We start from the raw sequence: 13,463 nt of genomic DNA, 5'->3' as shown, positions 1-13,463 counted from the left end.
CACCACAGGGGCGGAGACGCAACGGGAACGCCTCCGCCAACAGATTAATCAAGACACCGGCCGATACGGCAGGGTGAACGGCCCGGAGTCGCCCGAGTCAGCTGTGATGTTGCTCGGCCCGGGCCTCGACCAGCGCTCGCAGTGCCCGGGCGTCGGCAATGGCGCGCTCCTTGGCGATGCCCGGCTGGATGCCGATGGCGGCCAGGCTGGTGCCGTCGCTGAGGTCGAGGAACACCCAGGGGTCGCCGACCCGCAGATGCACCTGGACGATTTCCGCCCAGGCCAGCCGACGCGTACTGGCGAAGTTGACGACCGTGACGCCGGATTCGTCGGCGACGACCTTCGGCCGGGCCAGCACCAGCACCACCGCCGACAGAAGCGCCGCGGTGAGAACGAAGCTGAGCCGCTCGGCCGTGCTGAGCCGGTCCAGCAGCAGCGCGACCAGCGACACGGTCACGAAGATCGCGACGGCCGCGGTGAGCAGCACGGCGCGGGTGCGGCCCGGCCGGAAGGTGACGGGCAGCTCGGGAAGAGGGGTCGAATCCGACATGGGTGTGTGGTGCCCCTCAGAGACGGCAGGCGTGGATGGCGGTGGTCAGGATGGCCCGCGCTCCGATGGCGTACAGGTCGTCCATGATCCGCTGGGCGTCCTTGGACGGCACCATGGCGCGGACCGCGACCCAGCCCTCGTTGTGCAGCGGCGAGATGGTCGGACCCTCCAGGCCGGGGGTGATGGCGACGGCCTGTTCCAGGTGCTCGGCGCGGCAGTCGTAGTCCATCATCACGTACGTCCGGGCCACCAGGACGCCCTGCAGCCGGCGCAGGAACTGCTGCACCTTGGGCTCCTCGGTGTCCGCCCCGACCCGCCGGATGACGATGGCCTCGGACTTCATGATCGGCTCGCCGATGACCTCCAGGCCCGCGTTGCGCAGCGAGGTGCCGGTCTCGACGACGTCCGCGATGACCTCGGCGACGCCGAGTTCGATGGCGGTCTCGACGGCCCCGTCGAGGTGGACGACGGAGGCGTCGATGCCGTTGTCGGCGAGGTGCTTGGCGACGATGCCCTCGTACGAGGTGGCGACGGTCCTGCCGTTCAGGTCCTCCACGCCGTTCGCCGTGCCGGGCCTGGTGGCGTAGCGGAAGGTGGAGCGGGCGAAGCCGAGCGGGAGGATCTCCTCGGCGTTGGCTCCGGAGTCGATCAGCAGGTCGCGGCCGGTGATGCCGATGTCCAGCTGCCCGGAGGAGACGTAGATCGCGATGTCGCGGGGGCGGAGGTAGAAGAACTCGACGTCGTTCTCCGGGTCGACGATGCGCAGTTCCTTGGACTCGCGGCGCTGCTGGTAGCCGGCCTCATGCAGCATCTCCGCCGCAGGGCCGGACAGTGAACCCTTGTTGGGGACGGCGATGCGCAGCATGAGGTCGGCTTCCTTTGCGTGGTTTCTTACGGGAACGGGTGCGGCTTACAGGTGGGCGTAGACGTCGTCCAGGGAGATCCCGCGGGCGACCATCATCACCTGGACGTGGTACAGCAGCTGCGAGATCTCCTCGGCGGCCGCCTCCTTGCCCTCGTACTCGGCGGCCATCCAGACCTCGGCGGCCTCCTCGACGACCTTCTTGCCGATGGCATGGACGCCCTTCCCGACCAGCTCTGCGGTGCGGGAAGTGGCGGGGTCGCCGTTGGCGGCCTTGTGCTGGAGCTCGGTGAAGAGCTCCTCGAACGTCTTCTTGGACATGGTGGCGCCCACTTTACGCGGTGTACCGGGCGGCCTAACGCCATGGTTCAGATACTGAGCGGAGGGTGGCCGCCGTGGCCACCGCCGCCGTCACCGCCTCGTGGCCCTTGTCCTCGTTGGAGCCGGGCAGACCCGCGCGGTCCAGGGCCTGCTCCTCGGTGTCGCAGGTCAGCACGCCGAAGCCGACGGGGACGCCGGTGTCGACGGAGACCTGGGTGAGGCCCTGGGTGACGCCCTGGCACACGTACTCGAAGTGGGGGGTGCCGCCGCGGATGACGACGCCGAGGGCGACGATCGCGTCGTAGCCCCGGCCGGCGAGCACCTTGGCGACGACCGGCAGCTCCCAGCTGCCGGGAACCCGGAGCAGGGTCGGCTCGTCGATGCCGAGGTCGTGCAGGGCGCGCAGGGCGCCGTCGACCAGACCGTCCATCACCTTCTCGTGCCACTGCGCCGCGACGACGGCGACCCGCAGGTCACCCACATTGCGTACGGACAGTTCCGGTGCGCCCTTGCCGCTCACGTTCTCGTGTCTCCTCGCTGTTCGCTTACTGGTTGCTGCAGGTGGACACGGCAGGCGTGTCCAGCCACGGCAGGTCGTGCCCCATCCGGTCCCGCTTGGTGCGCAGGTAGCGGAGGTTGTGCTCGCCCGCCTGGACGGGCATCGGCTCGCGGTCGGTGACCTCGATGCCGTGCCGGACGAGCGCGTCGGTCTTCTCGGGGTTGTTGGTCATCAGGCGCACGCTGCGGACTCCGAGGTCCGTCAGGATCTGCGCGCCGGCGGCGTAGTCCCGGGCGTCGGCGGGCAGGCCGAGCTCCAGGTTGGCGTCGAGGGTGTCACGGCCGCGCTCCTGCAGCTCGTACGCCCGGAGCTTCGACAGCAGCCCGATGCCGCGGCCCTCGTGCCCGCGCAGGTAGACGACGACTCCCCGGCCCTCGGCCTGGATGCGCTCGAGGGCCGTCTCCAGCTGGGGGCCGCAGTCGCAGCGCAGGGAGTGGAAGACGTCGCCGGTGAGGCATTCGGAGTGGACGCGGACGACAACGTCCTCGCCGTCGCCGATCTCACCGTGCACCAGGGCGACGTGCTCGACGCCGTCGACGGTGGAGCGGTAGCCGTACGCCGTGAAGGTGCCGTGGGCGGTGGGGAGCTGCGTCTGTGCCTCGCGGCGGACGGTGGGCTCGGAGGTGCGACGGTAGGCGATCAGGTCCTCGATGGAGATGATCGTCAGGCCGTGCTTGCGGGCGAACGGGACGAGTTCGGGCAGGCGCAGCATCTGGCCGTCCTCGCCGGCGATCTCGACGATGGCGCCGGCCGGGCGCAGGCCCGCGAGGCGGGCGAGGTCGACGGCGGCCTCCGTGTGCCCGTTGCGGACCAGCACGCCGCCGGGCCTGGCGCGCAGCGGGAAGATGTGGCCGGGGCGGACCAGGTCGGCGGGCTCTGCCGTGCCGCTCGCGAGCAGCTGAAGGGTGGTCGCCCGGTCGGATGCGGAGATCCCGGTGCTCACTCCATGGGCGGCCGAGGCGTCCACGGAGACCGTGAACGCGGTCTTCATCGACTCGGTGTTCTCCTCGACCATCTGCGGGAGGCGCAGCCGGTCCAGTTCCGCACCCTCCATGGGGGCGCAGATCAGGCCGCGGCACTCGCTCATCATGAAGGCGACGATCTCGGGGGTCGCCTTCTCGGCGGCGATGACAAGGTCGCCCTCGTTCTCCCGGTCCTCGTCGTCGACGACCACGACCGGGCGGCCGGCCGCGATGTCGGCGATGGCTTGCTCGATCGGGTCGAGGGTGAGGTCGTCGCTGTCGTCGGTGTAGTCGGTGCTGTAGAGGATCGGGGCCGTGCTCATGCCGGCGCTCCTTCCAGGACGGGCCGCGCGTCCTTGCGGGAGCGCAGCCACCAGTCGCGCATGCCCCACAGGACGAGTGCGCCGTAGATGACGTAGACGAAGCCGGAAAAGGCGTAGCCGTTGGCGAAGTTGAGGGGCACGCCGACCAGGTCGACGAGCAGCCAGGCGAACCAGAACTCGACCATCCCGCGCGCCTGGGCGTACATGGCGACGATGGTGCCGACGAAGATGTAGGCGTCCGGCCAGGGGTCCCAGGACAGGGTCGGGTAGGCGGTGAAGAGCAGGGCCACGGCGACCGTGCCGACGGCGGCCGCGGCGATCATCGCGCCGCGCTCGCGCCAGGTGGCGAAGCGTACGGAGATGCGGCCGTCCGCGGCCCGGCCCTTGCCGCGGTTCCACTGCCACCAGCCGTACAGCGCGACGGCCATGACGACGACCTGCTTGCCGGCGCTGCCGGTGAGGTGGCCGTAGAACGCCGTGAAGAGGACGAGGCCGGACAGGAACTGCACCGGCCAGGTCCACAGGGAGCGCCGCCAGCCGAGGGCGAGGGTGATGAGGCCGAGGACGTTGCCGACCATGTCCGACCAGATGATGTGCTGGCCGAAGAGGACGAACGCCTCGGAGTTGAGCCAGTTCACTGGGCCGCCCCCTGGGCGCCCAGGAGCCGCTCGACGTACTTGGCGATGACGTCGACCTCGAGGTTGACCGGGTCGCCGGGCTGCTTCAGACCGAGGGTGGTCAGGGCGAGGGTGGTGGGGATCAGGCTGACGGTGAAGTGGTCGGAGCCCGCTTCGACGACGGTGAGGCTGATGCCGTCGACGGTGATGGAGCCCTTCTCGACGACATAGCGCGCGAGGTCCGCGGGGAGCGAGACCTTCACGATCTCCCAGTTCTCGGACGGCTTGCGTTCCAGGACGGTGCCGGTGCCGTCGACATGGCCCTGCACGATGTGCCCGCCGAGGCGGGCGCCCACGGCGGTGGGGCGTTCGAGGTTGACGCGGGAGCCGACGGTGAGGACGCCGAGGCTGGAGCGGTCGAGGGTCTCGGCCATGACGTCGGCGGTGAACTCGTCGCCTTCGTGGTCGACGACCGTGAGACAGACACCGTTGACGGCGATGGAGTCGCCGTGCTTCGCGCCCTCGGTGACGACGGGGCCGCGCAGCCGGAAGCGGGAGGCGTCGCCGAGGTTCTCGACGGCGGTGACCTCGCCCAGCTCTTCGACGATTCCGGTGAACACTTCCCGGGTCCTCCTGCCTCTTCGGGCACGGACTCCGGGGCTGTCGCTGGACGACAGAATGTACGGGCTGTGGCACCGAGGGCGACGCCGGACAGAACCCGCCCTCACTGGACGAGCCGATACGGCGGCGCGCACGAATGCCCGCCCGCCGCGCACTGCCTCCCATCCGGACTTTAACCGTCGGTCCAGGAATTTCACCTGGTCAACCGGCCGCTGGAAGCGACCGGGTCGCGGACTGTAACCGCCGGTTCGGACTTTCACCGACCCCGGAGTGCGCTGCTTCTGGTACAGGGCAAGTGTGCCACGCCGGATCGACGTCCATACGGGCGATGGGTGTGGGTTCGCTCACAGGTCACGTCACTGGACTTCTCGACCAGGCGAACGGGCACCAACTCCCGTATGACCGCATCGGTTTGGAAATTGGTTTATACCTATTGACGCACTGGTCTAGTCCTCTCTGGGGTCTGCGCCAGCGGGCCCCGGCGGCGGTGACGACGGCCCTTGCCCGCCGCCGGGCCTCGCCAAGGCGCACGCACGTGTCCTGGCAGGGTGACCCCCTGGAGTCGGCCGAGCAGCGCGACGCCGTGTGCATGGCGATGCTGGTCCCCGGGACGGTGATCCGTCCGGGCGGGCGACACGCTGGTCGCGGTGGTGTCGGTCGAGCTGCGCGAGGGGCTGATCGCCGACCTGCGGGCCGTGGTGAATCCGGACAAGCTGGAATGTGTACGAGGTCGGCTCACGCGTGCCTGATCGTCCCCGGCGCGGTTGTCACATTTCCCGAGGGCTACCGGGGCACAGCTGACGAAGGGCGCTCCACCTGGGAGCGCACGGCGTCCGAAGGAGCTGAACAGCATGACCACGATCCTGGTGACCGGCGGTACCGGGACGCTCGGCCGGATCCTCACCGAGCGGTTGCGCGCGGACGGGCACGAGGTGCGGGTGCTCAGTCGGCATGCGCAGCCGTACGCGGTCGATCTGCGTGAGGGGGGCAGCGGTCTGGACGCGGCCGTCGAGGGCGTGGACACGATCGTGCACTGCGCGACCTCGCCGCGCGGCGGCGACGAGGAGGCGGGCGCGCATCTGATCGCGGCGGCGCGCCGGGCCGGCGTGGGCCACCTGGTCTACATCTCGATCGTCGGGATCGACCGGGTGCCGTTCGGTTACTACAAGACCAAGCTCGCCGTGGAGCGGCTGATCGAGGAGTCGGGACTGGGCTGGACCGTACTGCGCACGACCCAGTTCCACGACCTGCTGGCCCAGGTGTTCGACATTCTGGCCAAGCCGCCTGTCATGCTGCTGCCGGCCGGCGTGAACGACCAGCCGATCGAGGTCGCGGAGGTCGCGGGCCGGCTCGCGGAGCTGGCGGCGGGGGCGCCCGCGGGACGGGTCGAGGACATGGGCGGCCCCGAGGTGAGGACCTTCGACTCGCTGGCCCGCACCTATCTCAAGGCCACGGGCCGGCGTCGGGCGGTGGTGAGCGTGCCGCTGTGGGGCAAGGCGTACCGCGGCTTCCGCAACGGCGGCCATCTCACGCCGGAACGGGCCGTGGGGAAGGGCACGTTCGAGGAGTACCTGGCGACACGCTTCGGTGCAGGACGCGGGGCCTAAGGCCGGTCCGGGGGAGCGAACAGTTCGTCCTGGGCCCGGTCGCGTGCGGTCAGCAGCGCGCCGCGCAGCACCGCGCCGCCGCCCAGGGCACCGGCCCGCACCTCCGTGGCCAGCGGCGACATCCGCCGCAGCCGCTGCTCGACCCGCCCGGCGAGGACGTCACCCCCGGCCTGTCCCACCTCACCGCCGAGCACCACACAACCGGGGTCCAGGACGGCGACGACGGAGGCGACGCCGACGGTCAGGCGGTCCGCGAGGGCGTCGAGGAAGGGGGCGGCGGCGGAAACGCCGGAGGACACGGCCGCCACCGCGTCCCGCACCAACGCCGCTGCCACCGGCTCACCACCCCCCGCCGAGCCGACCACCCCGTGCTCCCCCGCCAGCCGGGCGATCGCCGCCGACCCGGCCAGGGAGTGAAAGCCGCCCTCGCAGTCGGTGGCAGAGGGCAGGCCGGCCGTCCCCGGCACCGGAAGGAACCCGATCTCTCCGGTGCCGCCGGAGGCCCCGCGGCGCAGCGACCCGTCCAGGACCACCGCGGCACCGGTGCCGTGGCCGAGCCACAGCAGCACGAACGTGTCCCGGTCCCGGGCCGCACCGTCCCGCTGCTCGGCCAGAGCGGCGAGGTTGGTCTCGTTCTCGACGATGACGCGGGCGTCGGGGAGCCGTTCCTGCAGGGCGGCGACCAGGCGGCGGTGCCACTCGGGCAGGCCGGAGGAGTCACGGAGTTCGCCGGTGGCCGGGTCGATCAGGCCGGGGGCGCCGATGCCGAGGGTGTGCAGTTGGTCGGCGCCCGCCTCTTTCGCCACGCGTTCGACGAGGGCGACCGCCTGCTCCACCGCGGGCCCGGTCCCCGTGGCACCGTCGATCGGCACGGACGCCTCGGCGAGCACCCGGCCGAGCAGGTCGGACACGACCACGGAGACGCCCTCGGTGCGCACGTCGAGCGCGGCCAGGTAGGCCCGGTCGGCGACGATCCCGTAGAGCTTGGCGTTGGGTCCGCGCCGCTGTTCCCCCGCCTCCCCGACCACGGCGATCAGACCGGAGGCGGTGAGGCGTTCGACGAGGTCGGCGACGGTCGGCCGGGACAGCCCGGTCAGCTGCTTCAACTGCCCCGCCGTCAACGGGCCCTCCTGCTGCAGCAGTCGCAGGGCGAGCCGGTCGTTGATGGCCCGGGCGGTGCTGGGGGTTGCGGGCATGCCGGGATCCTTCCAGACGGCGGGGCCGCACGACGTACGGCCGCCGGAATCCCCTATCTATCAGGCAGGGTCCCTGATAGTTTACGCGGCGGACAAGGCGAGGCCGAGACGCGACAAGGGGCAGGAACATGAGTGACGTGGTCCACGAGCACCGCGAGGTGAAGCGCGCACGGTACGCCGTGGCCGCCGTGTTCGCCGTGCACGGCGCCGTCACCGGCTCCTTCGCGACCCGCGTGCCGTGGATCCAGGACCACGCCTCGGTGAGCGCGGGCCAGTTGGGCCTCGCGCTGGCCTTCCCGGCGCTCGGGGCGTCCGTCGCGATGCCGCTCGCGGGCCGGATCAGCCACCGCTTCGGCGCCCGCACCGCGCTGCGCGGACTGCTCTCCCTGTGGACGCTGGCGCTGATCCTGCCGTCCCTCTCGCCCAACCTGCTCACGCTCTGCCTGGCCCTGTTCGTCTACGGCGCCACGGCGGGCATGGCGGACGTCGCCATGAACGCGCTCGGCGTGGAGGTCGAGAACCGTCTCGGCAAGTCGATCATGTCCGGCCTGCACGGCATGTGGAGCGCGGGCGCGCTGGTCGGCTCGGCCGGCGGCACGCTCGCCGCGCACCTGGGTTCGGACGCCCGCCTGCATCACGCTCTGGCGGCCGCGGTCCTGACCCTGCTGGGCCTGGTGGCGTGCCACTGGGTGCTGGACCTGCAGCCGACCGAGGACGAGGAACCGCCGCCGCGGTTCGCGCTGCCGCCGAAGTCGGCGGTGCTGATCGGCGCGGTCGGGTTCTGCGCGGTGTTCGCGGAGGGGGCGAGCCTCGACTGGTCGGCCGTCTATCTGGAGGACGAGCTGGGGAGCTCGGCAGGGCTCGCGGCCGCCTGCACGACCGGCTTCACGCTCACCATGGCGCTCGCCCGGCTCGCGGGCGACCGTGTGGTGGACCGTTTCGGCTCCGTGCGCACGGTCCGCTGGAGCGGTGTCCTCGCGACCCTCGGCGGGCTGTTGATCGTCGTCGCCGACCATCCTGCGGTGGCGATGGCCGGGTTCGCCCTGATGGGTCTGGGCATCGCGGTGGTCGTCCCGCTGTGCTTCGCGGCGGCGGGCCGCAGCGGGCCGAACCCCAGCCAAGCCATCGCCGGTGTGGCCACCATCACGTACACCTCCGGCCTGATCGCCCCGAGTGCGATCGGCTCCCTCGCACAGGCGACGAGCCTGGTGGTGTCGTTCGGCCTGGTGACCGTCCTGTCGTGCGGGCTCACGGCCTTCGCGGGCGTCCTGCGCTCGGGCGACCGGGACCGCCCGAAGGTCGGTCCGCCGAGCGCAGCAGTGCCCGACCCGCGGCCCTGAAATCACTCGGCCTCAGCGGGCGCTCACGTGTGCGAAGCACTCCCGGCCTGCCCTGACAATGGTCCGGACGGACTGCACGCACAACGAAAGCGACACCTCACATGGATCTCGGCGTCCGCTGGAAACTGCACGGCGACGGACGCACCCCCGCACCCGGCGCGGTGGTCCGGCCCGATGAGCGGCTGTCCTGGCCGCGCACGGCCGGGCTCGGCGCCCAGCACGTGGTGGCGATGTTCGGGGCCTCCTTCGTGGCGCCGGTCCTCATGGGCCTGGACCCCAACCTGGCGATCATGATGTCGGGCGTCGCGACGATCGTGTTCCTGCTCGCGACCCGCGGCCGGGTACCCAGCTACCTCGGCTGCTCCCTGTCCTTCGTGGGCGTCGCCGCGGTGATCCGCGCGCAGGGCGGTACGAGCGCCACCGTGACGGGCGCGGTCTTCGTCGTCGGCGTCGCGCTGTTCCTCGTGGGTCTGGCGGTGCAGCGGTTCGGGGCGCGGATCATCCATGCGGCGATGCCGCCGATCGTCACCGGCGCGGTGGTGATGCTGATCGGCTTCAACCTCGCTCCGGTCACGGCGTCCACGTACTGGCCGCAGGACCAGTGGACGGCCCTGCTGGTGATGCTGTTCACCGGCCTGGCCGTCGTCTGTCTGCGTGGCTTCTGGTCGCGCATCGCGATCTTCCTCGGTCTGGTCTTCGGCTACGGCATCTCCTGGGCCTTCGACCGGATCTTCGGCAGGATCCACTCGGTGGACGCGAGCGGCAAGCTCACCGACCACTGGCGCCTGGACCTCTCCGGCGTCGGCCAGGCCGACTGGATCGGCCTGCCCACCTTCCACGGGCCGTCCTTCGAGTGGTCGGCGATCCTGGTCGCGCTGCCGGTCGTCATCGCGCTGGTCGCCGAGAACGCGGGCCACGTCAAGGCGGTCGGCGAGATGACCGGCGACCCCCTGGACGACAAGCTCGGTACGGCGATCTCCGCCGACGGCGTCGGCTCGATGCTCTCCACCGCGGTCGGCGGCCCGCCCAACACCACGTACTCCGAGAACATCGGTGTGATGGCGGCGACCCGCGTCTACTCGACGGCCGCCTACTGGGCCGCCGCGGGCTTCGCGCTGCTCTTCGGTCTCTGCCCGAAGTTCGGCGCGGTGGTGGCCGCGATCCCGGGCGGGGTGCTCGGCGGTATCACCGTCATCCTGTACGGCATGATCGGCCTGCTCGGCGCCCAGATCTGGATCAACGCCAAGGTGGACCTGCGCAATCCGCTCAACCTGGTGCCGGCCGCGGCGGGCATCATCATCGGCGTCGGCAATGTCTCCCTGGAGTTCACCGACACCTTCTCGCTGAGCGGCATCGCGCTGGGCACGCTCGTCGTCATCACCGGCTACCACGCGCTGCGAGCCTTCGCCCCCGCCCACCTCAAGACGCAGGCCCCGCTGTTGGACGAGGGCACGTCCCGCTACGACGAGGCGGCTCAGCGCGCCAAGTCGTAGGCGTACGACGGTGTGAAGGTGCCGGGCCTCCCCTTGCACCCGTCCGACTCCCCCGGCAGCTTCACCCACAGGTAGGCGTCGATCCGCTCCTCGCCGGTGTTCATGGTCGGCGCCCGGCCGATCTTCCGTCCCGCCGGATCGCACCATTCGCCGTCGGCCGGGGCGCCGTTGCCGTTGCGGCTGGTGTCGATCACGGCGCCGAGGCCGGCCGGGCCGCCCAGGGCGTCCAGCACCTGTCGGTCGTAGGCGATCTCGTCGGCCGTGCGGTGGAAGTTGGAGACGTTGCTGAAGATGCCGTCGGAGGAGGCGGGTGAGGCCGCGCCGGCCTGTTTCAGCAGCGCCGCTTGCTCGGCGGCCGGGTGCCAGCCGGAGTGGCCTGCGTCGTGGTAGACCCGCGCCCTGGGGTTGGCGGCCTTGAGGACGCGGCCCGCGCGGGCCAGGGAGGCGAAGCGGTCGGCGCGGTCACCGGCGGAGAGACAGCCCGCCTGGGCGACGGAGTCGGGCTCCAGGATGACGATGACGTCGTCCGAGCCCAGCCCGGCGGCGAATCGGTCGATCCACGCGTCGTACGCCGCAAGGTCCGGCGCTCCGCCCTGGGAGTGGCCGCCGCAGTCGCGGTCCGGGATGGCGTACACCACGACGACCGGCACCCGGCCCTGCGCAGCGGCGCCGGAGGTGACGGCCGCGACCCGGGAGGTGATGGTCGCGGGCGTGAAGTCGGCGAACCACACCGAGGCCGGCTGGTCGGCGATACGGGATTCGATGACCGGGCGGCGCGGGTCGTCCGGGTTGGCCCGGACCCAGTCGAGGACCTGGGACTCGGGGTGGCGGTAGAGCCGGGTGTGCACGGTGGCGGTCCGCTGCTCCCGTTCGGTCCGGCTGGGCGAGGGCGTGGGTGTCTCCTTCTTGGTCGCGGATGCGGATGCAGACGGAGGCGGCGAAGGAGAAGGTGTCACCGGCGGCGACGGCACGACCGGCAGGCGCTCCAGACGCGTCGAGGCGGACCCGGTCGGCGACGGCCGCGCCTGGTCCGAACCGTCCCCGTCGTCCCACGCGGTCAGCACGCCGGTGACCGTACCGACCGCGACCACGACGGAAGCCGCCGCCACCATGGCGCCCCGCCGGGCGGCGCGACGGCGCTCGGCCCTGCGAGCGGCCAGGCGCCGGGCACGTAAGCCTGACACGGTGCTGCTCCCCCCTCTTCGGCCCGTTCTCGGCCCCGCGCGACGGGCGCGTTCCCCCGTTCCGGGGAAGCGTCGGGCCCGTCGGCACTCGGGCAAGCCTAGGACTGGGACCCTGCCCCCATGACGCAGTTGGAACAGTTCCCCACTCCCGTCGACACGGTGGTCGCCCGGATGCACGCGCTGGACGCGGCCCTTCCGGCGCGGGACGGGGTCGCGGTCTTCAACCGCGTCTACCTCGCCGTCACCGAGGCCGTCGACCGGCGCATCGACGCCGGACGGTTCCCGGACCCGCGGGCCGCGATCACGCTGGACGTGCGGTTCGCGGAACGCTATCTGGCGGCGGTCGACGCGGCCGCCGAGGAGCGCCGCCCGCCCGCCTGCTGGCGGCCCCTCTTCCAGTACCGTCGCCATCCCGGCGTACGACCGCTGCAGTTCGCGCTCGCGGGCATCAACGCGCACATCGGGCACGACCTCGCGCTCGCCGTCGTGGACGCCTGTCGTACGCTCGACTGCGAACCCGGCGAGCTGGAGGACGAGTTCGACCGCGTGGGCGACCTCCTCGTGACGCTGGAGGAGCGCATCCGCGAAGATCTGATGCCGGGTCCGGACCTGCTGCAGATCGCCGACCCGCTCACCCATCTGCTGGGCGCCTGGAGCCTGGAGCGCGCCAGGGACGCCACCTGGTCGACGGCACGGGCCCTGTGGGCGCTGCGCCGGCTCCCGGACGTCGCCCGGGAGTTCACCGACCGCCTCGACGCGGCGGTGGGCCTGGCGGGACGGATGATGCTCACCCCACTGCCGGACTGATCCGCCTGGGCCGTGCCGTGCGCCGGAACTCCTGTGTGACCGCTGTACGTTCGACAGAAAAGGACCTCTTGCAAAGGAGCACAGGGCATGGCGACCCGCCTCGGACTCGGCCTCCCGCAGAACAGGCAGTACGACCTCGGACGGGACGTGCCCGACGTGGCGCGCGCCGCCGAGCGGACCGGCTACGACAGCCTGTGGGTGTACGAGCGGGCTCTGTTCCCGGAGCCCGCCACCCAGGGCCTGTACGGCATCGAGGGGCTCCCCTGGCCCGACTCCTACCGGGGCGTGGCCGACCCGCTGGTCACGCTCACCCTGGCGGCCGCGGCCACCGAGCGCGCCGAGCTGGGCACCAGCGTGCTGGTGGCGCCGCTGCACGTGCCGTTCCAGCTCGCCAAGGCGCTGGCCTCGCTGGACGCGGCGAGCGGCGGCCGGGTGGTCGCCGGCTTCGGCACGGGCTGGTCCCTCGACGAGTACGCGGCTGCGTCGGTGCGGCCGTTCGAGGAACGCGGGCAGATGCTGGACGAGCTGATCGGGGTGTGCCGCGCGGTGTGGGGTCCGGACCCGGTGTCGTACGACGGGCGCGTCACGAAGATCGCCTCGGCCGTGGTCGGCCCCAAGCCGGCCCGGCCGATCCCGATCCTGCTGGCGGCGAACACCCCGAGGGCGCGGCGCCGCCTCGTCGACCACGCCGACGGCTGGATGCCGGTGGGCATGGGCGCCGAGGCCGTCGCCGCGCAGTGGCGTCAGCTGCAGGACCTGGCGGCCGAGCGCGGCCGTAAGGAGCCGATCCGCACGGTGCTGCGGGTGAACCCGCAGTACACGGCCGCGGCGTACGACGGCCCCGACCGCAGCCCCTTCCAGGGCAACGTCGACCAGATCCTCGAGGACCTGGTCGCGCACGCCGAGGTCGGCCTCGAGGAGATCCTCCTCGACCTCCAGTCCACCGTGCGGGACGCCCAGGAACTCAAGGACGTCGCCGCCCAGGTGTACGAGAGGGCGCGAGCGGCCGGAATCTAGCCTG

General features: G+C 71.7%; 14 protein-coding genes and 1 riboswitch. Of the genes, 5 read left to right on the top strand and 9 right to left on the bottom strand.

The genetic code is table 11. The annotated features are described in order from the left end of the window. Positions 1-97 precede the first annotated feature (97 nt). From ACFVJQ_RS07155 to ACFVJQ_RS07125, 7 genes are read right to left on the bottom strand one after another with little or no spacing between them, the layout of a single operon-like run. Entirely contained in the window at positions 98-550 is a 453-nt protein-coding gene (locus ACFVJQ_RS07155; RefSeq protein ID WP_224736631.1) for a PH domain-containing protein, read from the bottom strand. A 16-nt stretch (positions 551-566) separates the two neighbouring features. Continuing rightward, positions 567-1,415: an ATP phosphoribosyltransferase gene (gene hisG / locus ACFVJQ_RS07150; protein WP_224736632.1), complete on the bottom strand. Its 849-nt coding sequence runs from the start codon at positions 1,413-1,415 to the stop codon at positions 567-569. A 45-nt stretch (positions 1,416-1,460) separates the two neighbouring features. Beyond that, positions 1,461-1,733 (bottom strand): phosphoribosyl-ATP diphosphatase, encoded by a 273-nt coding sequence (locus tag ACFVJQ_RS07145; RefSeq protein WP_031486114.1) that lies wholly within the window; start codon positions 1,731-1,733, stop codon positions 1,461-1,463. Between the two features lie 34 nt (positions 1,734-1,767). Then, positions 1,768-2,253, bottom strand: coding sequence for a 6,7-dimethyl-8-ribityllumazine synthase (gene ribH / locus ACFVJQ_RS07140; RefSeq protein ID WP_385270315.1), 486 nt, complete (start codon positions 2,251-2,253; stop codon positions 1,768-1,770). 25 nt (positions 2,254-2,278) lie between these two features. After that, on the bottom strand, positions 2,279-3,577 hold the full coding sequence (locus tag ACFVJQ_RS07135; RefSeq protein ID WP_385781555.1) for a bifunctional 3,4-dihydroxy-2-butanone-4-phosphate synthase/GTP cyclohydrolase II: 1,299 nt from the start codon (positions 3,575-3,577) through the stop codon (positions 2,279-2,281). Further along, entirely contained in the window at positions 3,574-4,215 is a 642-nt protein-coding gene (locus ACFVJQ_RS07130) for a nicotinamide riboside transporter PnuC (protein ID WP_385781552.1), read from the bottom strand. The genes ACFVJQ_RS07135 and ACFVJQ_RS07130 overlap by 4 nt, the downstream gene beginning before the upstream one ends. Then, a complete protein-coding gene (locus ACFVJQ_RS07125; RefSeq protein ID WP_224736636.1) occupies positions 4,212-4,814 on the bottom strand; it encodes a riboflavin synthase in 603 nt (200 codons plus the stop codon). The genes ACFVJQ_RS07130 and ACFVJQ_RS07125 overlap by 4 nt, the downstream gene beginning before the upstream one ends. A gap of 148 nt (positions 4,815-4,962) precedes the next feature. Next, a riboswitch (FMN riboswitch) is annotated at positions 4,963-5,093 on the bottom strand. A gap of 573 nt (positions 5,094-5,666) precedes the next feature. Here ACFVJQ_RS07125 and ACFVJQ_RS07120 point away from each other — a divergent pair. Next, complete coding sequence (locus tag ACFVJQ_RS07120) at positions 5,667-6,422, top strand: SDR family oxidoreductase (RefSeq protein WP_385511347.1); 756 nt, start codon at positions 5,667-5,669, stop codon at positions 6,420-6,422. Here ACFVJQ_RS07120 and ACFVJQ_RS07115 read toward each other — a convergent pair. Further along, positions 6,419-7,618, bottom strand: coding sequence for an ROK family transcriptional regulator (locus ACFVJQ_RS07115; RefSeq protein WP_385511349.1), 1,200 nt, complete (start codon positions 7,616-7,618; stop codon positions 6,419-6,421). The two genes, ACFVJQ_RS07120 and ACFVJQ_RS07115, sit on opposite strands and share 4 nt — an antisense overlap. 128 nt (positions 7,619-7,746) lie before the next feature. Here ACFVJQ_RS07115 and ACFVJQ_RS07110 point away from each other — a divergent pair, with 128 nt between their 5' ends. Continuing rightward, positions 7,747-8,958 (top strand): MFS transporter, encoded by a 1,212-nt coding sequence (locus ACFVJQ_RS07110; protein WP_224733840.1) that lies wholly within the window; start codon positions 7,747-7,749, stop codon positions 8,956-8,958. 101 nt (positions 8,959-9,059) lie between these two features. Next, entirely contained in the window at positions 9,060-10,451 is a 1,392-nt protein-coding gene (locus ACFVJQ_RS07105; protein WP_385511351.1) for a uracil-xanthine permease family protein, read from the top strand. Here the strand turns inward: ACFVJQ_RS07105 and ACFVJQ_RS07100 are convergent. Next, positions 10,433-11,563, bottom strand: coding sequence for a glycoside hydrolase family 6 protein (locus ACFVJQ_RS07100; protein WP_385781656.1), 1,131 nt, complete (start codon positions 11,561-11,563; stop codon positions 10,433-10,435). The two genes, ACFVJQ_RS07105 and ACFVJQ_RS07100, sit on opposite strands and share 19 nt — an antisense overlap. Before the next feature lie 192 nt (positions 11,564-11,755). Between ACFVJQ_RS07100 and ACFVJQ_RS07095 the strand changes: the two genes are divergently transcribed. Together ACFVJQ_RS07095 and ACFVJQ_RS07090 are read left to right on the top strand one after the other, a co-directional pair. After that, positions 11,756-12,442, top strand: a complete 687-nt coding sequence (locus tag ACFVJQ_RS07095) for a DUF5995 family protein (protein ID WP_385781547.1) — start codon at positions 11,756-11,758, stop codon at positions 12,440-12,442. Between the two features lie 87 nt (positions 12,443-12,529). Next, positions 12,530-13,459: an LLM class F420-dependent oxidoreductase gene (locus tag ACFVJQ_RS07090; RefSeq protein ID WP_385781544.1), complete on the top strand. Its 930-nt coding sequence runs from the start codon at positions 12,530-12,532 to the stop codon at positions 13,457-13,459. Positions 13,460-13,463: the final 4 nt, after the last annotated feature.

The sequence above is a fragment of the Streptomyces sp. NPDC127197 genome (genome assembly GCF_042672405.1).
GTDB lineage: Bacteria > Actinomycetota > Actinomycetes > Streptomycetales > Streptomycetaceae > Streptomyces > Streptomyces flavusporus.
Note: the sequence above shows the minus strand (reverse complement) of the source record. Positions and strands in the feature narration are given on the sequence as shown.